The 25,633-nt window shown below is 70.4% G+C and carries 25 protein-coding genes and 2 tRNA genes; 15 read left to right on the plus strand and 12 right to left on the minus strand.

All coding sequences use genetic code 11. The features are described from left to right. Nucleotides 1–402 precede the first annotated feature (402 nt). Together N5095_RS07445 and N5095_RS07450 are read left to right on the plus strand one after the other, a co-directional pair. A complete protein-coding gene (locus N5095_RS07445) occupies nucleotides 403–1,494 on the plus strand; it encodes an N-acetyltransferase DgcN family protein (RefSeq protein WP_267622125.1) in 1,092 nt (363 codons plus the stop codon). A 7-nt stretch (nucleotides 1,495–1,501) separates the two neighbouring features. Further along, nucleotides 1,502–2,542 (plus strand): dipeptide epimerase, encoded by a 1,041-nt coding sequence (locus N5095_RS07450; protein WP_267622126.1) that lies wholly within the window; start codon nucleotides 1,502–1,504, stop codon nucleotides 2,540–2,542. Between the two features lie 177 nt (nucleotides 2,543–2,719). Here the strand turns inward: N5095_RS07450 and N5095_RS07455 are convergent, their stop codons facing one another. From N5095_RS07455 to N5095_RS07465, 3 genes are all read right to left on the minus strand, one after another. Then, nucleotides 2,720–3,763: a DUF7972 family membrane protein gene (locus N5095_RS07455; RefSeq protein ID WP_267622128.1), complete on the minus strand. Its 1,044-nt coding sequence runs from the start codon at nucleotides 3,761–3,763 to the stop codon at nucleotides 2,720–2,722. 188 nt (nucleotides 3,764–3,951) lie between these two features. Next, entirely contained in the window at nucleotides 3,952–4,848 is an 897-nt protein-coding gene (locus tag N5095_RS07460) for a PspA/IM30 family protein (RefSeq protein ID WP_267622129.1), read from the minus strand. A gap of 119 nt (nucleotides 4,849–4,967) precedes the next feature. Beyond that, nucleotides 4,968–6,878, minus strand: a complete 1,911-nt coding sequence (locus tag N5095_RS07465) for an alkaline phosphatase D family protein (protein ID WP_267622130.1) — start codon at nucleotides 6,876–6,878, stop codon at nucleotides 4,968–4,970. A gap of 97 nt (nucleotides 6,879–6,975) precedes the next feature. Here N5095_RS07465 and N5095_RS07470 point away from each other — a divergent pair, with 97 nt between their 5' ends. From N5095_RS07470 to malQ, 3 genes are all read left to right on the plus strand, one after another. Next, nucleotides 6,976–7,656: an alpha/beta hydrolase gene (locus N5095_RS07470; protein ID WP_267622131.1), complete on the plus strand. Its 681-nt coding sequence runs from the start codon at nucleotides 6,976–6,978 to the stop codon at nucleotides 7,654–7,656. Between the two features lie 53 nt (nucleotides 7,657–7,709). Continuing rightward, nucleotides 7,710–8,294, plus strand: a complete 585-nt coding sequence (locus N5095_RS07475) for an HAD family hydrolase (RefSeq protein WP_267622132.1) — start codon at nucleotides 7,710–7,712, stop codon at nucleotides 8,292–8,294. A 116-nt stretch (nucleotides 8,295–8,410) separates the two neighbouring features. Beyond that, nucleotides 8,411–9,904, plus strand: a complete 1,494-nt coding sequence (gene malQ / locus N5095_RS07480) for a 4-alpha-glucanotransferase (protein WP_267622134.1) — start codon at nucleotides 8,411–8,413, stop codon at nucleotides 9,902–9,904. Between the two features lie 19 nt (nucleotides 9,905–9,923). Here malQ and N5095_RS07485 read toward each other — a convergent pair whose 3' ends face one another. Both N5095_RS07485 and N5095_RS07490 read right to left on the minus strand, forming a co-directional pair. After that, the gene (locus N5095_RS07485; RefSeq protein ID WP_267622135.1) at nucleotides 9,924–11,042 is read right to left on the minus strand and encodes a lysylphosphatidylglycerol synthase transmembrane domain-containing protein; all 1,119 of its coding nucleotides are present in this window, start codon (nucleotides 11,040–11,042) and stop codon (nucleotides 9,924–9,926) included. Between the two features lie 87 nt (nucleotides 11,043–11,129). Continuing rightward, nucleotides 11,130–11,354 (minus strand): hypothetical protein, encoded by a 225-nt coding sequence (locus tag N5095_RS07490; RefSeq protein WP_267622136.1) that lies wholly within the window; start codon nucleotides 11,352–11,354, stop codon nucleotides 11,130–11,132. 297 nt (nucleotides 11,355–11,651) lie between these two features. Here N5095_RS07490 and N5095_RS07495 point away from each other — a divergent pair, with 297 nt between their 5' ends. The 3 genes from N5095_RS07495 to N5095_RS07505 all read left to right on the plus strand — a co-directional run bounded on the left by N5095_RS07495 (nucleotide 11,652) and on the right by N5095_RS07505 (nucleotide 15,406). Beyond that, a complete protein-coding gene (locus N5095_RS07495) occupies nucleotides 11,652–12,608 on the plus strand; it encodes a mechanosensitive ion channel family protein (RefSeq protein WP_267622137.1) in 957 nt (318 codons plus the stop codon). Between the two features lie 86 nt (nucleotides 12,609–12,694). Further along, on the plus strand, nucleotides 12,695–14,296 hold the full coding sequence (locus tag N5095_RS07500; RefSeq protein WP_267622138.1) for an APC family permease: 1,602 nt from the start codon (nucleotides 12,695–12,697) through the stop codon (nucleotides 14,294–14,296). 165 nt (nucleotides 14,297–14,461) lie between these two features. After that, the gene (locus N5095_RS07505) at nucleotides 14,462–15,406 is read left to right on the plus strand and encodes a DNA-3-methyladenine glycosylase family protein (protein ID WP_267622139.1); all 945 of its coding nucleotides are present in this window, start codon (nucleotides 14,462–14,464) and stop codon (nucleotides 15,404–15,406) included. Between the two features lie 7 nt (nucleotides 15,407–15,413). On the opposite strand, the gene N5095_RS07510 is transcribed toward N5095_RS07505, so the two are convergent. Continuing rightward, nucleotides 15,414–16,268: an inositol monophosphatase family protein gene (locus N5095_RS07510; protein WP_267622140.1), complete on the minus strand. Its 855-nt coding sequence runs from the start codon at nucleotides 16,266–16,268 to the stop codon at nucleotides 15,414–15,416. 614 nt (nucleotides 16,269–16,882) lie between these two features. On the opposite strand from N5095_RS07510, the gene N5095_RS07515 reads away from it, so the two are divergent. Then, nucleotides 16,883–17,155, plus strand: a complete 273-nt coding sequence (locus tag N5095_RS07515; RefSeq protein WP_267622141.1) for a hypothetical protein — start codon at nucleotides 16,883–16,885, stop codon at nucleotides 17,153–17,155. 336 nt (nucleotides 17,156–17,491) lie between these two features. Here the strand turns inward: N5095_RS07515 and N5095_RS07520 are convergent. After that, nucleotides 17,492–17,575: transfer RNA gene (locus tag N5095_RS07520), tRNA-Leu, on the minus strand. 186 nt (nucleotides 17,576–17,761) lie between these two features. Between N5095_RS07520 and N5095_RS07525 the strand changes: the two genes are divergently transcribed. Next, nucleotides 17,762–18,244: a DUF309 domain-containing protein gene (locus N5095_RS07525; protein WP_267622142.1), complete on the plus strand. Its 483-nt coding sequence runs from the start codon at nucleotides 17,762–17,764 to the stop codon at nucleotides 18,242–18,244. 103 nt (nucleotides 18,245–18,347) lie between these two features. Then, nucleotides 18,348–19,151 (plus strand): M14 family metallopeptidase, encoded by an 804-nt coding sequence (locus N5095_RS07530; protein WP_267622143.1) that lies wholly within the window; start codon nucleotides 18,348–18,350, stop codon nucleotides 19,149–19,151. 31 nt (nucleotides 19,152–19,182) lie between these two features. On the opposite strand, the gene N5095_RS07535 is transcribed toward N5095_RS07530, so the two are convergent. Next, a complete protein-coding gene (locus N5095_RS07535) occupies nucleotides 19,183–19,818 on the minus strand; it encodes a VTT domain-containing protein (RefSeq protein WP_267622144.1) in 636 nt (211 codons plus the stop codon). A 450-nt stretch (nucleotides 19,819–20,268) separates the two neighbouring features. On the opposite strand from N5095_RS07535, the gene N5095_RS07540 reads away from it, so the two are divergent. Further along, a complete protein-coding gene (locus tag N5095_RS07540) occupies nucleotides 20,269–20,613 on the plus strand; it encodes a DUF5830 family protein (protein ID WP_267623017.1) in 345 nt (114 codons plus the stop codon). 7 nt (nucleotides 20,614–20,620) lie between these two features. Here N5095_RS07540 and N5095_RS07545 read toward each other — a convergent pair whose 3' ends face one another. Continuing rightward, nucleotides 20,621–21,877: a DUF7115 domain-containing protein gene (locus N5095_RS07545; RefSeq protein ID WP_267622145.1), complete on the minus strand. Its 1,257-nt coding sequence runs from the start codon at nucleotides 21,875–21,877 to the stop codon at nucleotides 20,621–20,623. 137 nt (nucleotides 21,878–22,014) lie between these two features. On the opposite strand from N5095_RS07545, the gene N5095_RS07550 reads away from it, so the two are divergent. Then, a tRNA-Met gene (locus N5095_RS07550) sits at nucleotides 22,015–22,165 on the plus strand. A 315-nt stretch (nucleotides 22,166–22,480) separates the two neighbouring features. Continuing rightward, nucleotides 22,481–22,843 carry a hypothetical protein gene (locus N5095_RS07555; RefSeq protein ID WP_267622146.1) on the plus strand — a complete coding sequence of 121 codons (363 nt, stop codon included), beginning with the start codon at nucleotides 22,481–22,483 and terminating at the stop codon, nucleotides 22,841–22,843. A gap of 5 nt (nucleotides 22,844–22,848) precedes the next feature. Here the strand turns inward: N5095_RS07555 and N5095_RS07560 are convergent, their stop codons facing one another. From N5095_RS07560 to N5095_RS07570, 3 genes are all read right to left on the minus strand, one after another. Further along, the gene (locus N5095_RS07560) at nucleotides 22,849–23,511 is read right to left on the minus strand and encodes an RNA 2'-phosphotransferase (protein ID WP_390203038.1); all 663 of its coding nucleotides are present in this window, start codon (nucleotides 23,509–23,511) and stop codon (nucleotides 22,849–22,851) included. Continuing rightward, complete coding sequence (locus tag N5095_RS07565) at nucleotides 23,512–24,105, minus strand: DUF1684 domain-containing protein (protein ID WP_267622148.1); 594 nt, start codon at nucleotides 24,103–24,105, stop codon at nucleotides 23,512–23,514. It lies immediately after the preceding gene. Between the two features lie 280 nt (nucleotides 24,106–24,385). Next, nucleotides 24,386–24,634, minus strand: a complete 249-nt coding sequence (locus tag N5095_RS07570; protein ID WP_267622149.1) for a DUF8028 family protein — start codon at nucleotides 24,632–24,634, stop codon at nucleotides 24,386–24,388. 715 nt (nucleotides 24,635–25,349) lie between these two features. On the opposite strand from N5095_RS07570, the gene N5095_RS07575 reads away from it, so the two are divergent. Further along, complete coding sequence (locus N5095_RS07575; RefSeq protein ID WP_267622150.1) at nucleotides 25,350–25,625, plus strand: DUF8072 family protein; 276 nt, start codon at nucleotides 25,350–25,352, stop codon at nucleotides 25,623–25,625. The last annotated feature ends 8 nt before the right edge of the window (nucleotides 25,626–25,633 follow it).

A 25,633-nucleotide genomic window follows, 5' to 3' on the forward strand; every position in this document is an offset into this window, starting at 1 on the left:
GGAGCGAGACCGAAGGTCTCGCGAGGCGAGCGACCGTGCGAGGGATGAGCGAGCGATGCGAGGCGCGACCGAAGGGAGGGCCTCGGAGGGGCGAGCGGCGAAGCCGCGAGCCGGCGGGTGAATCGGCTGGGGAGGGTGTGGCGGTGCTGTTGGGTGGGGCTCCGAAAGGGGCCGGGCGCTCGGTCCGGTGAGACGACGCAAGCACCGGAGGCGAGCGCAGCGAGCCGAGGAGCGCAGCGAGTCGCAACCGGTCGAGCGCCCGGGGGCTTTCGAGGGTCCCCGTGACGTCCGTCACGCACGCACTATCATCTCGACCGTCTTTCCTCCGTCTTCTGATGAGACCTAGCCCACCCTCCCATGAACGACCCTCCCTTTATGACCCACCCTCCCGTCCGACAAGGCATGACACCCGACGCAAACCACGCGACGGAGGGCGGCCGCCGCATCGCCGTCCTCGCCCACGGGAAGTTCCCGGACCGCGCGAAGACCGCCGTCGGCCTCCTGCGCTACGGTCCCCACGAGGTCGTCGCCGTCCTCGACCGGGACAACGCGGGGAGTCGCGTGAACGACCACGTCGCCGACGTCGACGACGCGCCGGTCGTCGAGCGCTTCGACGAGGTGCCGGAGTGTGACGCGCTCGTCGTCGGCATCGCCCCAATCGGCGGCGGCTTCGACGACTCCTGGCGTCCGGACGTACGCGCGGCGCTCGAACGGGGCTGTGACGTGCAGGCGGGGCTCCACTACTTCCTCACCGAGGACGAGGAGTTCGTCGAACTCGCCGAGGAACACGACGCGACCCTCGACGACGTCCGAAAGCCCCACGACGGCATCGGCGTCGCCGAGGGAAAGGCGGCCGACGTGGACGCCGAAGTCGTCCTCACCGTCGGCACCGACTGCTCGACGGGGAAGATGACGACCACCCTCGAACTCGTCGAGGCGGCCCGCGAGCGCGGCGTCGACGCCGGGTTCATTCCGACCGGGCAGACGGGCATCATGATAGCCGGCTGGGGGAACCCCATCGACCGCGTCGTCTCGGACTTCACCGCGGGCGCCGTCGAGGAGATGATTCTGGAGACGGGGAACGACCACGACGTGCTGTTCGTCGAGGGGCAGGGCGCCATCGTCCACCCGGCCTACTCCGCCGTGACCTGCGGCATCCTCCACGGGTCGATGGCCGACAGACTCGTGCTGTGTCACGAGGTCGACCGCGACGCAATCCACGGCTACGAATCGTTCCCGACGACCGACGTGCCGACGCTCGTCGACCTCTACGAGGGGCTGGCGGCGCCGGTCCACGAGACCGAGGTCGTCGCCGGCGCACTCAACACCCGCACTCACGGCGACGACGCGGAGGCCGCCCGTGACGCCGTCGAAGCCTACGCGGACGAACTCGACGCCCCCGCGACCGACCCGGTGCGGTTCGGCGCCGACGAGATTCTCGACGTGGTCCTCGACGGCGTCGCCGCCGAATCGAACGCCGTCGAGGGGGAGTGAGCCTCGCGTGAGCCTCACCTGCGAGTTCGAGCGGGTCGAACTGCCGCTCTCCCACCCCTTCACCATCGCCCGCGGCACCCACGAGGTCGCCGAGAACGTCGTCGTCCGAATCACGGACGGCGGCGGGATGACCGGTGTCGGCGCCGCCGCGCCGTCGGCTCACTACGGCGAGACCGCGGCCACCGTCGAGGCCGTCCTCCCGAGCCTGCTCGACGAGGTCCGCGAGGTCGGCGACCCCCACGCCCTCGACGAGGTCGAGCGTCGCCTCCGCCGAGTCGTCGAGCGCAACCCCGCGGCCCGAGCGGCGGTGAGCATCGCGCTGCACGACCTCGCCGCGAAGCGCCTCGGCGTCCCGCTCTACCGGATGTGGGGCCACGACCCCGGCCGAACGCCGAAGACGTCGTTCACTATCGGCATCGACGAACCGGACGTGGTGCGCGAGAAGACCGAGGAGGCCGTCGAGGCGGGCTACCCACTGCTGAAAGTGAAGGTCGGCACCGACGACGACGAGGCCATCCTCGACGCGGTCCGCGACGCCGCGCCCGACGCCACCCTGCGGGTCGACGCCAACGAGGCGTGGACACCCCGCCAAGCGGTGGCGAACATCGAGTGGCTCACCGAGTACGACGTGGAGTTCGTCGAGCAGCCCGTCCCCGCCGGCGACCCGGAGGGCCTGAAGTTCGTCTACGAGCGCTCCGAACTCCCCATCGCGGCCGACGAGTCCTGCATCACGCTCGAAGACGTCCCCCGAATCGCCGACCGCGTCGACATCGCGAACGTGAAGCTGATGAAGTGCGGCGGCCTGCGCGAGGCGACCCGGCTGTTCCACGCCGCCCGGGCTCACGGGCTCGAGACCATGCTCGGCTGCATGGAGGAGACGAACGCCGCCATCGCCGCCGCCTGCCACCTCGCGCCCCTCCTCGACTACGTCGACCTCGACGGCGCGCTCCTGCTCGCCGAGGACCCCTTCGAGGGAGTCGACCTCTCGGACGGTGAGATTCACCTCGCCGACCTCGACCGACCGGGTACCGGCGCGCGGGAGGTGTAGGTTCCGAACGACCTAGTGCCGAGACTCAAATAGCGGGACGCGACCACACCCGTCGTGACCTGACCCCTCGGACCGGGAGGTCGAGGCGGGTGTGCGGCGCGCCGTCCCGGTTTCCGACTTCGGAGCGCAGTCCGACGCGCCGCCTGTACGCCCCTTACTCGCCCCTTTTTGGCTCCCTTACTCGGTCCAGCTGATGTCGCCGGAGCGGTCCGTCTCGCGGAGCACGAACGGGCCGATGGCGAGCGTCCGCTTCGCGACGGTGGCGACGCGGAGCACGTACGACAGCAGGAGGAAGAAAGGTGCGAGCGTCACCGTCGTCGCCGCGGAGACGACGAGCACGAGGTTGTCGACGCCGAGCGTGAACCCCGAAATCGCGCCGGGACTCACGTAGAGGAGCATCACCAGCGTCACCGCGAGCGCCGGCACCGCCGAGTACAGCATCAGCCGCGAGAGGTTGACCAGCTCCCACTGGAAGTACAACGTCTTGAAGTGCTCGCGGGCGGGTCCGAAGAACTCCAGCATCTGTATCACGTCGTCGAGCGCCTCGGCCGTGTCGTCGTCGAAGTCGTCGGCGTAGCGGTTCTGGAGCCGTTCGGCCTCGTATATCTTCCAGGAGTAGTTGAAGTCGAGCGCGGCGTATATCACGCTGAACGAGCCGAACTGGGCGTCGCTCAGGCCTTCGCCGGCGGACGTCGCGTGACTCGTGAGGCTGTCGACGTACTGTTGCATCTGCTCGCGCTGCTCCTCGTCACCCACCCGCTCGACGGCGTCCTCGAGTTCGTTGGCGTACGTCTGGATGCCGTCGATGAGCGCCTCGAGAAAGGACGCCGGGTCCGGCGGGCTCGTCTCGTCTTCGAGCCACTCCTCCACGTCGTGTCGGAAGGCGAGCGACCCTTGCATCCGCTCGCGCTGGTCGCCCAGCGGGCCGAGCTCCTGTGAGAGCACGAGCTGATTGAACGTGACGACGAGCGTCACGCCGGTGACGACCGAGTTGATGGCGGGCGAGAACAGCCACCAGAGCGCGTTGTACTGGCGGATTACCAGTCGCATGGGCGAGAGGCCGAGGAAACTGGCGAGGACGAGCACGAGAAACACGGCGAACGCGACGCCGGCGGCGACGAGCGGTCTGCTCGCGTTCATGAGCACCCACAGCTTCCACCGACTCTCCTCGACACGGCCGCGCATCGTGTCGCTCGGATTGTCCTCGTCCGTGTCGGGCATTGCCGTCGCTTCGGATGGCGACTACAAAGACCCGGCGGGCGGAACCCGGGGACGAAGCCGGGGGGCGGCGGTGGCGGCGCGTACAACTCGGGGCGCGGAGTCCGGGCGGGTTGACCGACGGACCGGTGGCGGTCGGCGGGGGACCGGAGCCGGAGCCGCGGGCCCGTGGGCCGGAGTCGAAGTCGGCGTTACTCGGCGCTTCGCTCCTCCTCGCGGAGTTCCTCCAGTTCGGCTTCGACCTCCGCGTCGGAGACGTCGGCCTCGACATCCTCGGTATCCACGTCCTCGGTGTCCACGTCGTCTGCGTCGAGGTCGTCTGCGTCGAGCGCGGCCGAGTTCGCCTCCGCCTCGGCGCTCTCGGCCTCGACGTCCTCGGCGGGTGCCTCGCCCTTGCCCATCTCGGCTTTCAGCGTCTCCAGTTCCGCGTCGACCTCGGAGTCGCTCTGGAGCGCCTCGAGTTCGCGGTCGAGCGAGTCCTTGTCCGAGAGGGCGTCGTCGAACGCGCCGGTGTCCTGCAGTTCGTCCATGGCGGCCGAACGAGCCTCCATCTCGTCGGTGCGCTCCTCTGCGCGCTCGATGGCCCGGGCGGTGTCCTCCATCTCGTCGCCGACGCCGCTCATCGCCTCCGAGACGCGGGTCGACGCCTCGGCGGCCTCGTAGCGGGCCTTCATCGTCTCCTTCTTCGTGCGGAACTCCTCGATGCGGCTCTGGAGCTTGTTCTTCTTCTCGACGAGGTTGTCCTGCGTGTTCTGGAGGTCGGCGATCTGGCCCTCCAGTTCCTCGATCTGGCTCATCTTCGACTTCTTCTTCTCGAGAGCCTTGCGCGCGAGGTCCTCGCGGTCGGCGTTGATGGCCTGTCGAGCCTGGTCGTTGTGCTTCTCGACGTTCTCCTCTAATCGGCGCTTCTGAATCTCCAGGCGCTTCTTCTGGGTCGTCAGGTCCGCGATGCCCTGTTTGACCTGCTGGAGCTCGTCGCGCATCTTCTCGTAGGAGTAGTCGAGCGTCTCGTTGGGGTCCTCCGCCCGGTTCAAGATGGCGTTGAACTTCGAGCGGATGACGTACGACGCGCGAGAGAGGATTCCCATATCCCCCTCTTGGGCACCCGATGCTTAAAACCTCACGCGGTAAATAGGTCGCTCCGGTAGCGACGGAACGGCGTCCTCGACCGAGCGGGTCCCGACCCCGCTCGCCGCAGTCGGCCGACTCAGTCGACCCGTTCCAGTTCGACCCGTCCCTCGGGGACGCGGTACTCGACGAGCCGTTCGCGCTCCGGGTAGGGTTCGTCCGTCGTCTTGTCGACGGCGTAGCCGGTGTAGGTGCACTCGTCGCGGGTGAACTCGACGACCGAGTACCCCCAGTGGTGGCTGTCGAAGTACTCGATGTGTGGGTTCATCGTCGTCGCGCCCCACCTGAGCAGGCGCTTCGCGACACCGCTGAACGGGCCGGTCGCGAGCCCCACCGCCTCCGACCAGTTGAGGCTGGTCACCGGCGGCGTCATGAACTCGACGCCGATGCGCTCGTCCTCGCTCACGCCGTCGCCGAGCAAACGTCTGAACGGACCGGGGTAGCGCGTCTGTTTGTAGCCCGCGACGTAACAGTGCATGTCGCCGGTGAGGGTGACGAGGTTCTCCACGTCCCACTCGGCGAAGCGCTGGGAGATGTACGTCCGCTCCCGGCGGTAGCCGTCCCAGCCGCCCTGGACGGGGTAGAACGTGGCGGGGCCGGCGCCGACCTTGAACGGCATCGTCAACACCTCGTCACACCAGACGGTCCAGGTCGCCGTCGAAGCCTCGACGGCCTCGAGCAGCCAGGAGAGTTGGCGCTCGCCGAGCATCGTCCGGCCCGGCGGCTCGTTCTCCGGGGCGGTCGCGCGCTCGGTCGGGAGGAACACGTCCTCGCGGGGGCCGTCCCGAAAGAGACGTTCGTCGGAGAACGCCACGTCGACGAGGTCGCCGAAGGAGACGGTCCGCCACAGCTGGACGCGTTCGTGGAGGTCGTCGGCGGTCGGGTCGTACTCGACGCGGGCGGGCATGTACTCCCACCACGCGTGGAGCGCGTCGGCGACGAGGTTCGTCATGAACGCCGGGTCGTCGCTCTCGGGGTGGTTCGCCCGCGGGACGCCCGCCTCCCGGTCCCAGTAGACGTCGTCGGCGATCTCGTGGTCGTCCCACGCCGGGAGGAGCGTGTGGCGCTCCAGCATCCGCTGGAGGTGTCGGTCCGAGCGGTAGGTCCGGTGGAGGAAGCGGTAGTCGTCGAGGCCCTCGACGCGGTCGTGGCCGTTCGGTAGCGGCAGGTGTCGGTCGGGGAGGTCCGGACTGCCGAGACCGGTGAAGGCGGCGCCGGAGTCCTCGTAGATGAAGTCGCCGACGTGGACCACGAAGTCCACGTCTTCGTCGGCGACGTGGTCGAACGCGCCGAAGTAACCGTTGGCGTAGTTCTGACAGGTGAGCACCGCGAAGGCGACCGACTCCGGGCTGGCGTCGGGGTCGGGGAGGGTCCGACAGCGACCCGTTCGGCTCGCCACGTCCCCGTGGACGAACCGGTAGTGGTAGGTCGTGCCGGGGGAGAGCGCGCCGTCGAGGTCGACCTTCACCGTGTGGTCGTGGGCGGTCACCGCCTCGCCGTCCTCGACGAGGCCACGATACACCACGTCCTCGAAGTCGGGGTCGGTCGCCACCTCGACGCCGAGGGGGTCCTCGGAGTCGTACGCCTCGGGGGCGACGCGCGTCCAGAGGATGACCCCCTCGGGTGTCGGACCGCCGCTGGCGACCGACTGGGGGAAGACGACGTCGACCGCCTCGGGGTCCGCGTCGGCGTCGACGGTCGTCTCGAACGCCTCGGGGTCGTCGGCTTCACGCGGGTCCGCCGCCACAGCGAGGTCCCGGCCCGACAGCGCCGAGAGCAGGTCGCCGTGGTCCGGCGCCGCGTGGGCGGGGCTGTCCGAGGGTGGCGCGTTGCCGCCGGTGACGGCCCGCTCGTCGGTCGAACCGGTCGGCTCGTTCGGGCCGCTCGGGCCGTCCCCGTCGGTCGTGTCGTTCCCGTCGCTCGACTCCTCGCCGTCGTGCGTTTCGTCGCCGTCGTCCGTCCCCTCGCCGGACGACCGAGCACCGTCCATCACCGGTTCCTTCGGGCGAAGCGCCTGAAAGCTTCCGTTTCGCGCGCCGAGCGTCGGTCGGCAGCGTGATGTGGGGTCGCGGCCAACTCGGACGACGATGACCGACCCGACCGGCGACGGGACGACCGAGGCCGCCGACGACGGCGCGGACGACGGCGGCGCGACCGACCACCGCCGTGAGGACGTGCTCGTCCCCGGCGCCCGCGACGTTCGAGCGACGCTCGACGCCCGCGGCGGCGACGCCTGCGTCGTCGCCTGTCCGCCCCACCCGCAACACCGCGGCCACCGCGGCGACGAGCGCCTCGTGGCCGTCTCCGACGCCGCCGGCGAGGCCGGCATCGACTGTCTCCGCTTCGACTACGGCGACTGGGACGAGGGGGCCGGCGAGCGCGTCGACGCCCGGAACGCCGCTGAGTGGGCGACGGAGCGCTACGACCGGGTCGCGCTGTTCGGCTTCAGCTTCGGCGGGACGCTGGCGCTCGTTGTCGGGGGGGAGCGCGACGACCTCGCCGCGGTCGCGGCACTCGCCCCGGCGGCGCGAATCAGCGACGAAATCGACGCCGTCGACGGCGTGGCGCGACTCGCCGAACGGGGCACGCCGACCCGGGTCGTCTACGCCGAGCGCGACGACACCGCCGACTGGGAACCCGTCGTCGACGCGGCCCGCGAGCGCGGAGTCGACGCGGTGGGACTCCCCGCGGACCACTTCTTCGTCGGCCAGTCGGCGAAAGTCGGCGAGCGCGTGGGGGAGTTCCTCGTGGCGCACCTCTCGGAGTGAGCCCACGACACGAACCGAAGCGCCCTTGGCCGGACACCACCGAACGTGACGCAATGAGTCACGACGCCGGCGGCGTGCGCGACGCCCTCTCCGCGCTCGACAGCGAGTACGACGCGGTCGTCTTCGACCTCGACGGCACCCTCGTCGAACTGCTGGTCGACTGGGACGCTACGGCCACGGAGGCGGAAGCGGCCCTCGCCGAGCAGGGGGTCGACGCCGCCGGCGTCGACCTCTGGACGATGCTCGACCTCGCCGACAAACACGACGTGCGTCCGACTATCGAGGATATCCTCTCGACCCGCGAGTGCGACGGCGCCGAGGTCTCCGAACGCCTCCCGCTCGCCGACACCGTCGCCGACCTCTCGGTGCCGGTCGGCGTCTGCTCGCTCAACTGCGAGCGCGCCTGCCGCGTCGCCCTCGACGTGCACGACCTCGACGCGGACGTCGACGCGGTCGTCGGCCGGGACTCGGTGGCGACCCGGAAACCCCACCCCGAGCCGTTGCTCGCCACCCTTCGCGGGCTGAATGCCACCCCCGAGTCGGCGGTGTTCGTCGGCGACTCCCCCCGAGACGAGGAGTCCGCGCTGGCGGCGGAGGTGGACTTCCTCTACGTCGACGCCGAGCGGAGCGGGAACTGACCGGGCACCCGGGTCCCGCTCCCCCGGTCGACCGGCGTCGACGACCGTCGCCCCGGCCGGTCGCCAATCTCACGCGGACCGCACCCTTCAAATCCCCGCCGCGGGAACGGTGAGCCATGAGATTCGACCGCCAAAGCGGCGTCTTCATGCACGTCACGTCGCTTCCCGGCCCGCACGGAATCGGCGACCTCGGGCAGGGCGCCCGCGACTTCGTCGACTTCCTCGCGCGCGCCGACCAGTCGCTGTGGCAGTTCTGCCCGCTCGGCCCGACCTCTGACGCGATGGCCAACTCCCCGTACCAGGCGTTCTCCGCCTTCGCGGGCAACCCCCTGCTGGTCTCGCTCTCCGAACTCGAAGAGCGCGGCCTCTTGGAGGCGGAGGACCTCGAACCCGTCCCGGACTTCGACCGCCACGCGACCGACTACGAACGCGTCGAGGCGTACAAGACGCCCCTCCTGCAGACCGCCTTCGAGCGGTTCGACGACGAGAGTCACGACGCGGGCGACCACGACGCCTTCGAGGCGTTCCGCGAGGCCGAGGCGTACTGGCTCGACGGCTACGCGCTGTTCATGGCGCTCAAGTCGGAGTTCGACGGCGCGCTCTGGACCGAGTGGCCCCGCGAGCTGAAGACGCGCGAGGCGTCGGCCCTCGAAGAGTACCGCGAGAGGCTGGCCGAAGACGTGCGCTACCACGAGTTCGTCCAGTTCGTCTTCGACCGCCAGTGGTCCGCGCTCGCGGAGTACGCCCACGACAACGGCGTCGGCCTCGTCGGCGACCTGCCCATCTACGTTGCGCTCGACTCCGCGGACGTATGGTCGGCGCCCGAGGCGTTCCTGCTGGACGAGGAGAACGAACCCACGGCGGTCGCCGGCGTCCCGCCGAACCCCGGCGACGACGGTCAGCGCTGGGGGAACCCGCTGTACGACTGGGACCACCTGCAGGCGACCGACTACGGCTGGTGGATGGACCGCCTGCGCCGCCTGTTCGACCTCGTCGACATCACCCGACTCGACCACTTCAAGGGGTTCGACGAGTTCTGGGCCATCCCGGCCGACGCCGACGACCCGGCCGCCGGCGAGTGGCGCGACGCCCCCGGCTACGACTTCTTCGAGACGGCACAGGCGGAGTTCGGCGACCTCCCGTTCATCGCGGAGGACCTCGGCTTCATCGACCAGGGGCTCATCGACTTCCGCGAGGAGTTCGACCTCCCCGGGATGAAGGTGCCCCACTACGCCGACTGGTGTCGCGCCGGCGACCCGAACCAGCCGATGCACTACCCGGAGAACGCCGTCGCCTACTCCGCCACCCACGACACCGACACGACGGTCGGCTTCTACAACTCCATGTCCGACGAGCAGCGCGACTGTCTCCACTACAACCTCGGCACCGACGGGGGCGACATCCACTGGGACATGATAGACGCCGTCTGGAACTCGAACGCGGTGCTCGCACTCGCGCCGATGCAGGACCTCCTCGGCCTCGACAGCCACGCCCGGTTCAACACCCCCGGTACGGAGGAGGGCAACTGGGAGTGGCGCGTCACCCGCGAGGGGTTCGACGGCGACGTGGCCGACCACCTTGCGATGCTGACGGACATGAGCATCCGCTGAGCGCACGTTCCCCGACCGTTCAGGTGTCGTCGCCGGCGACGACCCGCCTCCTCCCTCGCGAGCGACCGGTCGACAGGTACAGCGACGCCGCCCCGCCGACGGCGACGACGCCCCAGTACGAACACACCCGGTAGAGGAGGACGCCGGCGGCGGCGACGTCGACGCCGACCCCGGCGAGGAGCACCACGCCGGCGGTCAACCCCACTTCGGCGCCGCCGAGGCCGCCGGGCGTCGGGAGGAGTCCCGCGAGGCCGGCCGCCGGGACGAGCAGGAACGCGACGGCGAGCGGCAACTCCGCGCCGACCGCCCGCACGGCGAAGTACAGCGGGAGCGCCCACACGAACCAGCCGGCGAGCGCGAACCCCGCCGCCCGGACGACGGCGCGTCGGTCGGCGGTCGCGCGCGAGAACGCGTCGGCGAAGCCGTCGACGCCCCGCCCGACGGTGTCGGGGTCGAGACGGCGACGGAGCGACGGGACGGGCCGGGCGAGGGTCGCCCGACCGACGGCGGCGAACAGGAGCGCGACCCGGCGCAGGACGGCGCGGCGCCGAGTGGCTCCCTGGGCGGCGGCCGCGAGACCGAGCGCCGAGAGGGCGACGCCGCCGACCACGGCGGTCGCCGCCTCCCGCCCGAGAGACGGCGCGACGGCCGCGAGTCCCCCGGTGAGCCCGAACCACACCGCTCCGACGACCGCGACTGCGACCGAGGCGAGGAAGACGACGAGTTCGCTCGCCGTGACGGCGGGGAACAGCCGCCGGTACTCGATGTCGAGGTCGCGCGAGAACACGTACGAGAGGAGCGGCGCGCCCCCGGCGTGGCCGAACGGGAGCACCTGCTTCGCGAACGTGCCCGCGAGGTAGCCGAGCTGGACGCGCCGGGTCGGGGCGTCGCCGACCGACCGGAGGAAGGTTGCGGTCGTCGACGCCCACGCCAGTTGGGCGAGGAGCGCGGCCCCGAACGCCACTCCGAGGGTCGCCGGGTCGGCGCCGCCGACCGCGGTGGTGATGCCGGTCCAGTCGACGCCCGAGACCGCGAGGAGCCCGCCGAGGCCGACGACGACGCCGAAGCCGGCGACGACCCGCCGGCGGGCGCTCTCGGACTCGACCGCCACCGGCTCCGGGGGTCGCGTCGGCTTCATCACCCGCACGTGTCGGTGCGGGGGTATGAACGTTTCCCCGGGCGGGACAGTCAGGGAGACGAATCGGTTCCGGGTCGGAGGGTGGTCTCAGCGCGGTCGCGGCGCCCGAGCCAACATCCCATCGGAGGTTCCCGTCTCGCGTCGCGTCGCGACGAGGAGGTCGACCGTCGACAGGACGACGAGCGAGAGGAGCGAGACGGCGAACAGCGCGACGCCGACCAGCGAGAGGTCGAGGAAGCCGACGAGTTCGCCGGCGACCACGAGTCCCAGTCCGACAACGACGCCGAACGAGGGGGTATCGAGTGCAGTCATCACCCATCGCTCCGACCCGGACGGAGATAAGCGGCGCGAAACGGTCGTCTCGAGGTCGCTCGATGGCGTGTGACAGGGTTACGCCCGTCCCGTCTCGGCGTGACACGACACGGGACGACAGTGCGGACGGCACCGACCCCGGTCGGCGTACGGTGGGGTCGACGGACGGAGGCGGCCGATGGACGGGGCGGTCAGTGGACGGAGGCGGTCGGCAGACGGAGGCGGTCGACCCACGGGGCGGTGCGGCGTCGACCCGTCGGGGCAACCCATTTGGTCGTCCCGCGAGAGTCCCGGACGATGAACCGGCCGACCAGCAGTGTCGCCTTCCTCCTCGCCTTCCTCTCGGCGGTCGTGGGCGCGGTCGTCACCGCCGCCGGCCCGTTCGGGAGCCTGCCGCTCCTCGACGTGCCCCTGAGCGACCTGGTCGTGAAACTCGCGTACGTCTCGGCAGTGGCGCTCGGCGCGTTCGGGGTGTACGGGCTCCTCCTCCAGTACGTCGTCGAGCGGGCCGCCAGTCGCCGGCGCGCCCACGACGTGCGCAACGTCCTCAGACTTGCGCTCGGGGCGGTGGCGCTCGTGGCGGCCCTCGGGGTGGTCACCGAACAGTGGGTCGGGGTGCTATTCTCGCTGGGCGTCGTCGGCTTCGCGGTGACGTTCGCGCTCCAACAGCCCCTGCTCTCGCTCATCGCGTGGGGGTACATCGTCGTCGAGCGCCCGTTCGCCGTCGGCGACCGGGTCGAGATAGAGGGCGTCCGCGGCGACGTGGTCGCCGTCGACTTCCTCGTCACGACGCTGTGGGAGGTGAACGGCGGCCTCGTCTCGACCAACCAACCGTCCGGCCGCGTCGTCACCGTCCCCAACAGCGTCGTCCTCTCCTCGCAGGTGGTCACCTTCGGGGAGGAGTCCCTCCCGTGGGTGTGGAACGAGTTCACCGTGCAGGTGGCCTACGAGACGGACCTCGCGTTCGTCCGCGACCTACTCGTCGAGGAGACGACCGACTACCTCGGCGACGAGATGGGGACCCGCATCGCCAACTACCGCCGCCGCCTCGCGCGGACCCCCGTCGACCTCGAGGTCGCCGCCGAACCGACGGTGAACGTCGTCGCCGGCGACTCCTGGGTCGAGCTCTCGGTTCGCTACGTGGTCCCCACCAGAAAGGCGACGAGCGTCCGAAACGAGCTGTACGAACGCGCGCTCCGGCGGCTGAACGAACATCCCGACCGCGTCTCGTTCCCGGTCGGACGCAACCGGTGAAGGAGGGGACGGGTCGTCTCCCGGTCCGGGCCCCGGGCCCCGATTCACCGCGAGAGCTATGTGTCACCGACCCACACACGACTCGTATGCTCGGAGTCGGCGGCGAGTCCGATGGCGGCGGCCCCGGGTCGGTGGTGGTCACGGCCGTCGCCGTCGGCTCGCTCCTCGGCGGTGGGGTCCTCTTCGTCCCGAAGGGCGTCGAGAACCTCGCCGGCCCCGTCACTCCCGTCGCCTACCTGCTCGCCGCGGTCGGCGCGGTCGCGGTCGCCGGCGGCTACGCGCTCCTCGCCGGGAGCCCGCTCGGGGCGCGGACCGGCGGCAGTTACCTCCACGTCTCGCGCGTGTGGGACTCACGGAGCCTGGGTTTCCTCGTCGGCTGGGCCGAGGTGGGCGGCTACGTCGCCGTCCTCGGCCTCGTCGCGGCGTGGGTCGGCGAACTCGCGGCGCCGGCGCTCGGCCCGCTCCTGGGCGTCGACCCGACCGGTCTCGCCCTGCTCGCGCTCGCGCTCGTCTCCGTCGTCCACCTCCACCCCCGAGCCGCCGGCGCGGTCACCGCCGGCCTCGTCGCGGTCGCCCTCCTCGGACTCGTCGCCGCCCTCGTCGCGGCCGCCCTCGACGTGGTGCCGCGGAACTTCCGCCCGCTCTTTCCGACCCCCGCCATCGGCGACGACCCGCTGGGTGCCGTGGGTCGGGCGGCGCTGGCGGCGACCGCCGCGTTCCTCGGCGTCGACGCCGCCGCGACCCTCGGCGGCGAGGCTCGCGAGGCACGGCGAACCGTCCCCCGCTCGCTCGTCGCGGGCGTCGCGGGCGTCGGCGTCCTCCTGACGCTCGTCGCGACGGTGACGCTCGGCGTGATTCCGTGGACGCGGCTCGTCTTCGCCCGAGCGCCGTTCGCGGCGGCCGCCGGCGGCTCCCTCGGGGTCGGTGCGGCCCCCCTTGTCGGGGTCGGCCTCCCGGTCGCGGCGTTCGTCGGGCTCGTCTCCCTCCCGTGGGCGCCGAGCCGCCTCCTCCGGGGGATGGGGGAGGTCGTCCCCCCGCTCGCGCACACGAACCGGTTCGGCGCACCGGACGCCGCCCTCGTCGTCACCGTCGGCACCGCGGGCGCCCTCGTCGCGAGCGACACGCTCGTCTACGCGCTCTACCTCGTGCCGGTCGGGCCGGCGGTCGCCTACGCCGTCCACGCGCTGTCAGTCGCGGCGCTCCCGGCCGTTCGTCCGCGACTCTACGCCGTCTGCGACCCGCGACCGCCCGTCGCCGCGACGGTCGGCCTCGGTCTCGGCGGCCTCCTTGCCGCGGGGGGGCTCGCCGCGCTCGCGCTGACGCTCGACCCGGTGTCGACGCTGCTGTACACGACCCACCGGCCGGCCGTCCCGGTCGTCCCGGAGTCCCTCCTGCTCGTCTCGCCGACTCGAAGCGTCGTCCCCGCCCTCCTCGGCTGGCTCACGGTCGGCGCCCTCGCGTACGTCGTCGCCGGCGACTACCGCGCCGAGCGCGGGGTCGGGACGGAGCCGACGGCCGCGGCCTACCGGGCGCCCGGCGAGAACGACGGAGCCGCCGAAGCCGACGCACCCCGGACTCTCGACGACGGCGACGGGACCACCGGGACCCCCGACGGGAGCGGCGAGGCCACGGGGGTCCGCGACGGGAGCGAGGTGTCGGGTGCGTCCGAGGCTCCGGAGCAGGGCTGATTTCGCCTGCTGCCCGCCGACTGTCAGCACCGGCCGCCGGCTACCAACACTGGCCGCCGCCCGCCGACCACCGCCCGCCGACCACTGCCCGTCGACCACCGCCCGCCGACCACCGAAACGCCGCTTTCGAAACCCCGAAACCCGTCCGGTCCGTCGGTCCGACCGATGGAGACGGAGTCCTCGCTCGAATCCGGGGCGCTCGACGTGGCCGACCTCGACGGGCCGTTCGACCTGCAGGCGACCCTCGAATGTGGCCAGTCGTACTGCTGGCGACGCGCCGACGGGGAGATGTACGCCTCGCTCGGCGCTCACGGCGGCGACGCGTGGTACGAGACGGTCGTCCCGCCGGTGGCGGGGGTCACCGACGAGCGCCAACTGGTCCGGGTTCGTCAGGTCGGCAACCCCGACACGGGTCGGCTGGAGTGGGAGTCGACGACCGACGCCGTTCCGCTCCTAACACACCTTCTGCGGCTCGACGACGACCTCGAGGCGATATTCGACTCGCTACCGGACGAGCCGCTGGTCGACCGCGCCATCGACGCGTACTACGGACTCCGACTCGTCCGCGACCCCGTCTTTCCCTGTCTCGTCTCGTTCATCTGTTCGGCGCAGATGCGCGTCTCGCGCATTCAGCGGATGCAGGAGGCGATGGCCCGCGAGTTCGGCGAGTCGCTGACGGTCGACGGGAGGACGTACCGGGCGTTCCCGACGCCCGAGGCGCTCGCGGCCCGCACGGAGGACGACCTCCGAGAGCTGAAGCTGGGCTACCGCGCCCCCTACGTCCGGCGGACGGCCGAGATGGTCGCGACCGGCGAGGCCGACCCGCGGGCGGCGGCGGCGCTCCCCTACGAGGAGGCTCGCGAACACCTCACGGCGTTCGTCGGCGTCGGCGAGAAGGTCGCCGACTGCGTGCTCCTGTTCTCGCTGGGCTTCGCGGAGGCCGTCCCGCTCGACACGTGGATTCGGACGGCCATCGCCGAGCACTTCTCCGGCTGTGACCGCGGCGGCTACACCGAGACCTCGCGGGCCATCCGCGAACGACTCGGCGGCGAGTACGCCGGCTACGCCCAGACGTACGTGTTCAACCACCTTCGGACCGGCGGGGAGTAGCCGGGAGTCAGTTCCGCCGGGCGATACCCTGCGCCGCCGCGAGCGCCTCCTCGTGAACCCCGCCGTTGGAGGCGACGAGGCCGACGGAGTCGTGGCGCCACGGCTCGCCGTCGAGGTCGGTGACGGTGCCCCCGGCCTGCCGGACGAGGTGGACGCCACCGACGGTGTCCCAGGGGTTGCAGTCGACGTTCGTGATGGTGGCCTCGAGCGAGCCGTCGGCGACCATCCCGAGGGTGGCCTGCGCACAGCCGAACCGACGCATGTCGGCGAAGCGTTCGACGACCTCGCGACAGGCGGTGGCGTACTCGTCGCGGTGGTCGAAGTCCCACCAGACCGTCGGGGCGACGACGCTCCCCTCCGGGTCGGTTTCGTCGCTCACCGAGACCCGCTTGCCGTTCCGGAAGGCTCCCCCGTCGGCGGCTGTGAACACGTCGCCGAGGGCGGGACAGACCGTCGCGGCGGCGACGGGCTCGCCGTCGACGCAGGCCGCGACCGCGGTCCCCCACACCCGAATGTCGCGGACGTAGTTGTTCGTCCCGTCGATGGGGTCGACCACCCACGACGCACCCGAGTCGGGCACCGTCTTGAGCGCGTCCTCCTCCTCGCCGACGACGGCGTCCTCGGGGTAAGACTCGCGGATGGTCTCGATGACGCGGGCCTGCGCGTCGCGGTCGGCCTGCGTCACCACGTCGGTCTTCCCGTCTTTGGTCTCGACGTCGATGTCGGTTCGGAACTGCCGGACGGCGACCTCCGCGCCGGCGTGGGCGGCCCGCTCGACGACCGTCGACCGGTCCTCAGGGCCGTCGGCGTCGTGGCCGGGTGTGTGGTCGGTGTGGTCGGTGTGGTCGGTGTGGTCGGTCATACCACCACGGCGCCCGCGCTCGCCGAATAACCGTCGGTTCGTCGTGGTAGTCGGTTCGGGGCCGAGTCTCGGACGGGGGCGTCGCTCGGCGGTCGAATAACGGAGAACGGGCGCCACGAATTGGACCCGAACGAGAGACGTTGTCCGTGATCCGTTACGGCTCGTCCGGCCGTCGTCCGTTTCCCGACGACGTCGGTTTCGCGAACGCCGCAAACGCGGTTCGCGTGTAGCGTGTCCCCGAACGCGATGCGTTCGAGAACGCCGCGTTTGCGTCGTCCGGTACTTGGCCTTCACACCACCCGAATCGGGTGGAATCGGATCACTACGGTTCTCCGTGACGTGTTGACCTCGAACTCTTCTTAGGGAGTTCTCGGTTGTTGCGTCGCACCACAACCGTCGCCAGTTGCGGCCGTTCGGTGAATCCTCGTGATTCCCGTAAGTACGAGATACGACACCACACCACATGAATCTTTCTACTCTCCTGCAGGACGCTCTGGCCCACCGGACGAACGTCCTCTCGGGCCCGCACTCGCGGGCGTGAGCTCTCACCCAGTTGATTAACTCGGTTTCGAATCAGAGTACCTTTTTGAGTGTCCGGGGGCATACGTGTTGGTATGCGTTCGGATGATGCGGTCCGTCAACTCGAGTACGCCGTCGCCTCCCGACTCGGAGACGAGTGGGGTCACTGGGAAGCACAGGTCTACAGCGAGGTGTTCGAGCACGTAGAGCAGAACGGCGAGCCCGAACACGTCGGCGCCGTCATCGACCGTATCTGCGACGAGGTGCAGGACGGCTACCGGCCGAAGGGTCCGGAGATGATGCAGTTCGCCGACACCCTCTGCACCGAGGGCGGCCGACCGCTGACCGACGGCGGTCCCGAGAACTGAGACCGTCGAACCCGGAACGCGACCACGGTCAGGGAGCGCGGTCCGAGACGATGGCGATTCCCGGACGCTTTTCTACGAGACTTCGGCCGGAGAGCGACCGCTCTCGATTCGACACCGACCCTCGAGTTCTCGCGGGTACGGAGCGGTCGCTCCCGGTTCGGTTTCGATGAGGATTTTGCGAGGGAAGAGCGCTCCGAGAGCGGTCTTCGCGCACGTTGCCTGTGTGGCAGGCGCAGTGCGAGGGGAGGGATTTGAACCACGGTCGCGCCGGAGGCGTTCCCTGATTCAAACCCACCCCTCTTGCACTCGTCCTCTCACTGCCGTTCGAGGACGCAGTGCGAGGGGAGGGATTTGAACCCACGGACCTCTACAGGAGCGGATCTTGAGTCCGCCGCCGTTTCCAGGCTTGGCTACCCTCGCACCGGTGAGTCTGTTCGCGGGCGTCGAACCCGCGTTGTCACCTATGGTCGACCGAAATATAAACCGACTGCGGTATCGTTCGGCGGGGGTCACCTGTGTCGGCGACCGGGTTCCCGTCGTCGACTGCCGGCCCGTCCCACCCGCCACGCCGACGCAGTTACCCCGTTCGATGCACATGCCATCACCATGGACGAACACACCCGCGACCCGGGCGTCGCCCCGCCGCTCGGGAACCCGACGGGGTGGGCCGAGGACCGGCGTGTCTGGGAGCACGCCACCCTGCGTCGGGCGGTCGAACACGGCGTCCGCCTCTACAACGCCGGCGACTTCCACGAGTCACACGACTGCTTCGAACACGAGTGGTACAACTACGGCAGCGGGAGCGTCGAGAGCGCGTTCCTCCACGGGATGGTGCAGGTGGCCGCGGGCGCGTACAAGCACTTCGACTTCGAGAACGACGACGGGATGCGCTCGCTGTTCGAGACCGCCCTCCAGTACCTCCACGGGGTGCCGGACGACTTCTACGGCGTCGACGTGGCCGAAATCAAGGAGACCCTCCGGGCGGCGCTGTCGGACCCGACGGCCATCCACGACTGGCGCATCGCCATCGACGGCCAGCGCCCGGACGCCTACCCCGCCGACTACGAGTACGCCGAGGGACTGGAGTAGCGCCGCCGGCGCCGTCGACGCCGCCTCGACCGACGTTCGAGCCGGGTGACACGTCCGAGCGGAATCTAAACCCACTTCAACCCCTGACGGGTAGATTGGGTGTATGCGAATCCATCAGCTCGGGGACGGCACCCCCGAGGTCGCGGTCGTGGCCTCCATCCACGGTGACGAACCCTGCGGGGCGCGGGCGGTAGAGCGCCTCCTCACCGAGGACCTCGAGGTCGAGCGACCGGTGAAGCTCATCGTCGTCAACGAGGAGGCGCTGGAGCGCGGCGTCCGCTACGTCGACGAGGACCTCAACCGCGCGTTCCCGGGCGACCCGAACGGCGACAGTCACGAGGCACGCCTCGCACACGCGCTGACGAACGAACTCCGGGACTGCACCGTCCTGTCGCTGCACTCGACGCAGTCGTACAGCGAACCGTTCGCGCTCGTGAAGGAGGTCGACGCCGTCGCTCGGTCGATCTGTCCACACCTCCCGGTCGACCTCGTCGTCGAGACCGACGCCTTCTCCGAGGGCCGGCTCATCGAACACCCCCACACCGTCGAGGTCGAGTGCGGCCTCCAGGGCTCCGACGAGGCCGCCGAGAACGCCTACTGGCTCGTCCGGGCGTTCCTGACCGCGACGGGCGTCCTCCCGGCGCCGCTGTCCGACGACCCGGTCGACGCCGGCGAGCGCGAGGGGGTTCGGGTGTACCGCCTCACCGAGCCGATTCCGAAGCCGCCGGCCGGCCAGTACGAGGTGTTCGTGAACAACTTCGAACCCGTCGACGCCGGCGCGCGCTTCGCCACGGCCGACGGCGAGACGTTCACCGCCGACGAGCCGTTCTACCCCATCCTCCTCTCCTCGAACGGCTACGAGGACGTGTTCGGCTACGCCGGCGAGATGGTCGGCGTGCTGGACTGACGCGACGGTCGCGAGTCCGGTCGGCTCCTGTTCACTCCGTCGCTCGAACCATCCGGTACACCGGCCCGGCGAGCGCCAGCGCACCGAGGGTCGCGGCTCCGACGACGACCCGAGGGTCGGCGACTCGCGCGAGCGTCCCCGCCGTGAGCGTCCCGACCGTCGCGCCCGCGAGCGTCCCGAGGGCGGCCCACGGCACCTCGCCCAGGGCGGTCCCGACGAGGAGCGCTCGGAGGCGGACTCCGGCGACGCCGGCGGCGACGCTCACCACGTCCGACGGCGCGGGGAGCAGTCGGGTCGCCGCCACCGACCGCACGCCGCCGGTCTCCGCGACGAACCGCTCGGCGGTAGCGGAGACGCGCCCGCCCTGTCCTCGCGCCCGGCGACCGAACCCGTAGGGCGGAACGGCGGTAATCGTCATCAGTCCGAGAGCGACCGGGAACCCGGCGAGGCCGTACCCGTAGCCGGCGGCGACGGCGAGGAGCGTCGTCGGCCACGCGAGAAACGGACGAACGACCGCGAGCACGAGCAGGACGAGGCCGAACAGGGCCGGTCGCCCGGCGAGCCACCGGAGGCCCGACAGCGCCACGGCCGGCGACACCAGCCACGCGAGGAGGGCGACCAGCGCCAGCGTGGCGACGCCGGCGGCGAGGCGCGTCCGACGGTTCATACCGGTCTTCCTTCTCCGGGAACCAAACCACTTGCCCTCGGCGACGGGACGGGTCACCGAGGGCGCCACCGCGTCTCCCAAATCGTTTTGGCAGAATCTTGTTTTTAGTAGCACCCATTCGACAAAGTACGCGCGGACGTCGACCCGTTCCCCCTCGGGACGACGGTCCGGGTGCTGCCCCGCTTGCCATGCCGGGGTACCGTCCCGCGTGCCATGTCGGGACATCGACGGCATCCCACCCCCTGCCATGTTCTCCGGGATGCCGACTCGACTTCGACGAGCGACCGCCTCCGCGAGCGCGGAAGCTTCAAGCCGGCCCGCCGGGAACCCGAGTCCGTGACTGCGGACCGTCCCGACCGTTCGAGCGGCGACCCCGACGACCCCGACAGCGACTCCAACGGCGACTTCGACGAAGACCGACCCGGTTCGGGGCTCGACCGCGACGAGCGCGTGGAGCTCGCCCTCGAACTCCTCGCCCACCTCGAGCACGACGAACTCCCGCTCTCGGCGGTCGTCGACCGAATCGAGACCGTCACGACGGACCCGGCGCTCACCCGAGAGATACTCGACGAGGCGGACAAGCGGGGGGTCGTCGACCGCGAGTCCGGACGGATTCGGACGCGCCGGGGCGGCGCCTTCGTCCGCTTCGAGAGTCAGGTCGTCAGGCGCGAGGGCGACTTCGAGTGCCGTCGCTGTGGGGCCGGGCTCTCGACCGGCCACTTCGTCCGTTTCGACGCCGGCGAACTCGGTCCGTTCGGGCCCTCCTGCGTCAGAAAAGTGCTCGGGCGGGAGTGAGCGGGAGCTATCGGCCGCGACGGAGCTCCTCGACGAGCCGCTCGAACGTCTCGCGCTGGCGGCGGAGCTCCTCGCTCTGTGCCTCGACCGCGGCGGTCAGCTCCGCCAGTCCCTCCGCGACGTCGCGGTCGTCGACGGGGCCGGCCGGCTGGAAGCCGGACTCGGCGAACTCGTCCTCGGCGGTACCCGACTCGTCGGCAGTCGGTGCCGACTCGGCGGTCCCGGGTGTCCCGACGGACCCGGTGGACTCGGTCGACTCGGCGGGCTCCGCGGCGGCCGCGGTGGAGCCGTCGGCGGGCGCCGTCGACTGCGAGGCCGGCTGCCGTTCGCCCGTCGTCTCCGACCCATTGGCGGCCGACGGGGCCGCCTCGGTGGCGGCGACGGCGACCGACGCCGACGAGGCCGACGGGGTCGACGACTCGCCGGTCGCCGACGTTTCGGCTCCGGTGGCGCCGCCGGCGGCGCGCTGGGCCGGGTCGGCGGCCCCGGCCGCGTCGGTCCGGGTCCGGCCGTCCGTCTCGGCTTCCGCCTCGGCTTCGGCGTCGGCGGCGGGTTCGGCGCTGAGGGGGTCGGGTCCGTCGCCGAAGTCGACCGACCCGGTCGACGGCGCTTCGGGGCCTTCGTCGGGGGTCATCGCCTTCCGGAACGCCGGCAGGTTCGGGGCGTCGTGATAGGAGAGCAGCGCGGCCTTGAGCGCCTCGCGGACCGCGCGCGCGGACTCGTTGGGCGCCTTGAACCGTTCCTGCCGGTCGCCCATCGTGACGACGACCGAGGTGGCGACCGTACCGTCCTCGAAGTCGAGGTCGGTCACGTCGTCGTAGTGGAACTCCTCGAAGTCGCCGTCCCAGACGGCGGCCCCGATGTGTTTCACCACGCGTGCGTCCGTGACGACGACGGTGAGCTCCGAGAACCGGAACGTCTGCCGGACAGTCTCGCCCGACCCCGTGATGTCGGCGGCGTTGAGGACGCCGGCGACGAGCGGGTGGAGCACGTCGTCGAGACGTTTCGCGGGGACGGAGAACCGTTCCTCGCCGTCGAGACCGTAGTCGAGGGTGACCTTGGCCTTGCGGCGGCCTTCGGAGACGGCGATTCGTTCGGCGTCGTGGCCGTACTGGTCGACGGACTCGTCCGACAGGAGTCCCTCCGCGCGGTAGAGGAGCGTTCGCGACGGCGTGACGTAGAGAGCGTCCTCGCCGCCGAGGGACACCTCCGCCGCCACCGACTCGTCGCCGAGAAGCGAACTCACGAGTTCCGGGAGGCTCATGGGAGGGGATGTTCGGTTCATATGTTATAAATCCGCCGAGTGAATGTCAATTAAATTGATAAAATGGTGTGGGAGAACGGTGCACGCTCCCCGGAGATAGGAAGCTTGAAGGGTACGATGGCAGTACGAGAGAGTGCGGCCGGGTGGCTTAGCTGGACATAGCGCCGCACTCATAGGGTTTACCGAGATTCGGTGCGGTACGCCTTGGAAGCCTCCGCCCCTTGAGGCCCGCCGAGCCTCGTTACCTGGGTTATGCGGAGATCGCGGGTTCGGAGCCCGCCCCGGCCATTTCGCGTTTCTCGCGGCGTCACGAACGAAGTGAGTAACGACGCCGAAACGCGAATCGGCGACCGCGGCGGAGAACCCGCTCGCGGTCACCGCGAACGGAGCGAAGCGGAGTGAGCGGTGAGTCGGCGGAGCTTGCTCCGCCGGAAGTTCGGAGCCCGCCCCGGCCACTTTCTCTCGTTGAGCCACGAACGGCAGCGAGTGGCGAGACCGAAGAACGTGACCGGAAGTCGCGACGAACCCGGCACGGTCGTCGGCGAGTGTCGCCGACCGCGAGGTAACGACTGTGCTTTTCGTTCCTACCGACGTATCCCCGGCATGTCACAAGGAATCGCTCACTTCGCGCTCGGGGCCGCGCTGACGGCACTCGTCGTCGCATTCCTCCTCCCCTTCGTCCCGTACCCCCGGACGGTGACCCTCGCGGGAGGCGGCTGGGCGCTCGTCCCCGACGCGCCGCACCTCGTCGAGTCGCCGACGATGGAGGCGCTGCACGACTCCGCGTGGGCCGACCTCTTCTGGTTCCATCGCGCGCTCGACCGCTGGGACGTGTCCGACTCCACCGAGGTGGCGGCGCTGTTCGTCGCCGCCCTGTTGTTCGCGACGCTGGTTGCCGAGTACCGAACGTATCGGTGGCAGACCCGACACCGACGCCGGTCCCACGTCGACGAGACGCCGCAGTAGTGTCGCTACCCCTCTCGGTCCACCCGCCGCAGGTACGTCGGCGGGACCGCGTCCGTCGTGTACGTCGACGTCCCGCGCTTCGACACCCGTCGACCGTCGGCTCGCATCGCCGCCGCGTCGACGACGAACACGACCGGGTCGGTGGCGTGGCGCCGGCCGACCGCCCGTGCCTCCTCGAGGCTCGGGGACAGGTGAACCTCCCGTCGCCCCATCGGTCGGAGTCCCTCCGTCTCGATGGCGGCGCGGTTCTCGGGTGCCGTCCCGTGGTAGAGGCGGTCCGGTGTCTCGTCGTCGGCCGTCCTCTCCCGGCCTGAATCGCGGTCGACGTCGACCGCGACCGAGTGACCGTAGACGGCCCGAACACGGGATTCTCGTCGCTCGAAGCGCCCCTTCGGGTCGGTCGCGACGACACCCTCGACGGTCTCGGCGTCGGCCCAGTCGTACTTCCGGCAGGCCGCGTCGACGAACGCCTCCCGGCTCGTCCAGCCCGCCTCATCGAGGTCGAGACCCACCTCCCTGGGGAAGTGTCGCAACGCGCCGCTCAGAAACCGCGAGAGGCGGACGCGTCGGTCGCCGTCCACCACGGGGTCGCCCGCCGCGTCACAGGCCGGACACGTCGCGCCCGCGAAGAACCCGTGTCGAGCGCACCGACGAACGGGGTCCATCAGTCACGCCGTATGGCGCTCGCCGGCCCGGACGGGGACGGCGAGTTCGTTCTCCTCGGGCGGGATGGGACAGGAGAACGTCTCGCTGTACGCACAGAACGGGGTGTACGCGAGGTTGAAGTCGAGGACGACCTCGTCGCCCGCCTCGAGGTCGCGGGTCGGTTCGAACTCCATGTACCGACCGTGCTCGTACGTCTCCTCGCCGCTCGTCGCGTCGCGGAAGGGGACGAACAGGGTGTCCTCCGCCGGGTCCTGCTTGTACGCACACAGTGAGTGCGTCTCCCCGCCGACCTCGAACTCGAAGGTGGCGACGCGCAGGTATCGCACCGGGTTGCTCGCCGTCGTCGCCATCTCGACCGGGTCCGGTTCGTCGTGGACCGTCGCGGTCGCCGTCACCCGACTCTCGGCGTCGGGCGCGAAGTAGTCCAGTCCGTCGAACGCCTCGCGCTCCTCGGGTGGAATCGGCGACTGCGGGTGGTCTCCGAAGAACGCGTCCTTCTCCGCCCGGTTCTCCCGTAGGCGCGCCGCCCACGCGTCGGCGTCGAACTCGGCGTCGGACACCGCATCGGGGCCGGCGTCGGTCTGCTCGTCGCTCATGGCACCGGGTTCGCCCCGACGACGGAAAAGCGGACCGCGACGCGTCGGCGGGAGGAAACTGAAGCAAGGAGGGAGGACTGTGTGGGTACGTCGTTCGGGAGGATGGTGAACGTCGACGACGAGAGTGCGACGACAGCAGGACGCGGAGTGTGGCGACGGCAGGACGGGGGCGTCGACAACGGTCGGACGCGTGACGGCGAGGTGAGGAGATGGCGGGCGGCGGGGTCGGCGGGACGGTAGGCGGCGGGGTCGACGGGGCCGTCGTGTCGGCGCCGGTCAGCTATCGGTTGTACCCGTGGCCCGCGACGAGCGCGACCACGTGCAGGAGGAGGAGCCCGACGAACACGGGCGTCTCGCTCGGGGTGAGCCCCTTCGTCAGCAGAGGCAAGTAGAGAAACGGCATGACGACCGCGGCCCAGAACCCGACGAACCGGAGCGGGGCGGCGATCAGTCGACGCCCGGCCGCCGCACCGTCCGCGAGTGGCACCTTCGTGTGTTGTTCGTCGACCAGCGTGGAGGGACTCGACATCGTTCGTTTTCCTCGATAGTTCCATTATCCTAAGGGGTCATATAGTGGGGCGAGCGTTCGGTCGCTTTCGGGGCGTTTCACGACCTTGGGCCGGGAGTAAAGACGTTTCATCGCGGGTGGAGCGACGTTTAGACCGTTTATGGTCGGCACAGAAGCTTTTCTAGTATTATGACTTGTCACTTAGGACGGAATATGGTTCGGGTGGTGACGACCGCTTTCGACGGTGGAGGGATGCCCGCTCGGCCTCCACCCTCGTCGCGACCCGTCCCGGAAAGGGTCGGAACTCGTCCGACGCACACGTTGCCGGTCCGACTGACGCGCACGCTCCGCGACCGGCGGGTGCACCAGGAGTGTGGCCGTGTGCGCGTCCTCGAGGCCGAGAGGCCGCCGCTATCGCCTCCGTCACCGGCGCCGACCGGTGTGGCGTCGTGACCGCGCGGGTCCACGCCCGTGAGCGGAGACTCCGGGTTCACACGAGAGCGTCCCGTGAGCCGCGACTCGACAGCTATCACGCGAGAAAACGGCGCCGGGAGGGGGGGTCCCGGCGTCGGTGCGCCGCCGACCGCCGAACACGAGTTGCATGGCACGCGTCGCGGTCGTCGGCGCACCCCACACTCGGGACCCGACACGGAAAGGTGTATTCCGCCTACTGTACTGTACGGGTCCCCTACTGTCGTCTCCGAAGGGTTTAGACGCCGGCGTCCCACCTCGCCGCATGGCAGAGCTCAACCCGATCGCGAAGCGACTCCACAACGTCAGCCCCGACCCGGTCGAGTGCACGCTCGACGACGGCTCGACGGCCGTGTTCCACCTCGACTGGACCGAGTTCTTCCAGCTCGAGTTCCGCGCCGAAGGTCGTCGCGAGGGGGACGACGGGGAGTACCGGTTCGTCACGAGCGAGGACAACGAACGGGTGCTCGTCGCCCGGCGCGACGGCGAGAGCGACGACTGGTCGGTCGTCGGGTCGGTGACCGAAGCGGAGGCGGCCTGAGTGCGGCC

This window comes from Halobium salinum (genome assembly GCF_026586625.1).
Classification (GTDB): Archaea; Halobacteriota; Halobacteria; order Halobacteriales; family Haloferacaceae; genus Halobium; species Halobium salinum.

Coding starts and splice junctions, on each gene's coding strand:
- N5095_RS07445 (WP_267622125.1), top strand. CDS start 403: ATGACACCCGACGCAAACCACGCGACGGAGGGCGGCCGCCGCATCGCC.
- malQ (WP_267622134.1), top strand. CDS start 8,411: ATGAGATTCGACCGCCAAAGCGGCGTCTTCATGCACGTCACGTCGCTT.
- N5095_RS07570 (WP_267622149.1), bottom strand. CDS start 24,634: ATGTCGAGTCCCTCCACGCTGGTCGACGAACAACACACGAAGGTGCCA.
- N5095_RS07515 (WP_267622141.1), top strand. CDS start 16,883: ATGCGTTCGGATGATGCGGTCCGTCAACTCGAGTACGCCGTCGCCTCC.
- N5095_RS07530 (WP_267622143.1), top strand. CDS start 18,348: ATGCGAATCCATCAGCTCGGGGACGGCACCCCCGAGGTCGCGGTCGTG.
- N5095_RS07490 (WP_267622136.1), bottom strand. CDS start 11,354: ATGACTGCACTCGATACCCCCTCGTTCGGCGTCGTTGTCGGACTGGGA.
- N5095_RS07485 (WP_267622135.1), bottom strand. CDS start 11,042: ATGAAGCCGACGCGACCCCCGGAGCCGGTGGCGGTCGAGTCCGAGAGC.
- N5095_RS07535 (WP_267622144.1), bottom strand. CDS start 19,818: ATGAACCGTCGGACGCGCCTCGCCGCCGGCGTCGCCACGCTGGCGCTG.
- N5095_RS07525 (WP_267622142.1), top strand. CDS start 17,762: ATGGACGAACACACCCGCGACCCGGGCGTCGCCCCGCCGCTCGGGAAC.
- N5095_RS07545 (WP_267622145.1), bottom strand. CDS start 21,877: ATGAGCCTCCCGGAACTCGTGAGTTCGCTTCTCGGCGACGAGTCGGTG.
- N5095_RS07460 (WP_267622129.1), bottom strand. CDS start 4,848: ATGGGAATCCTCTCTCGCGCGTCGTACGTCATCCGCTCGAAGTTCAAC.
- N5095_RS07565 (WP_267622148.1), bottom strand. CDS start 24,105: ATGAGCGACGAGCAGACCGACGCCGGCCCCGATGCGGTGTCCGACGCC.
- N5095_RS07505 (WP_267622139.1), top strand. CDS start 14,462: ATGGAGACGGAGTCCTCGCTCGAATCCGGGGCGCTCGACGTGGCCGAC.
- N5095_RS07500 (WP_267622138.1), top strand. CDS start 12,695: ATGCTCGGAGTCGGCGGCGAGTCCGATGGCGGCGGCCCCGGGTCGGTG.
- N5095_RS07575 (WP_267622150.1), top strand. CDS start 25,350: ATGGCAGAGCTCAACCCGATCGCGAAGCGACTCCACAACGTCAGCCCC.
- N5095_RS07555 (WP_267622146.1), top strand. CDS start 22,481: ATGTCACAAGGAATCGCTCACTTCGCGCTCGGGGCCGCGCTGACGGCA.
- N5095_RS07510 (WP_267622140.1), bottom strand. CDS start 16,268: ATGACCGACCACACCGACCACACCGACCACACCGACCACACACCCGGC.
- N5095_RS07475 (WP_267622132.1), top strand. CDS start 7,710: ATGAGTCACGACGCCGGCGGCGTGCGCGACGCCCTCTCCGCGCTCGAC.
- N5095_RS07495 (WP_267622137.1), top strand. CDS start 11,652: ATGAACCGGCCGACCAGCAGTGTCGCCTTCCTCCTCGCCTTCCTCTCG.
- N5095_RS07470 (WP_267622131.1), top strand. CDS start 6,976: ATGACCGACCCGACCGGCGACGGGACGACCGAGGCCGCCGACGACGGC.
- N5095_RS07455 (WP_267622128.1), bottom strand. CDS start 3,763: ATGCCCGACACGGACGAGGACAATCCGAGCGACACGATGCGCGGCCGT.
- N5095_RS07465 (WP_267622130.1), bottom strand. CDS start 6,878: ATGGACGGTGCTCGGTCGTCCGGCGAGGGGACGGACGACGGCGACGAA.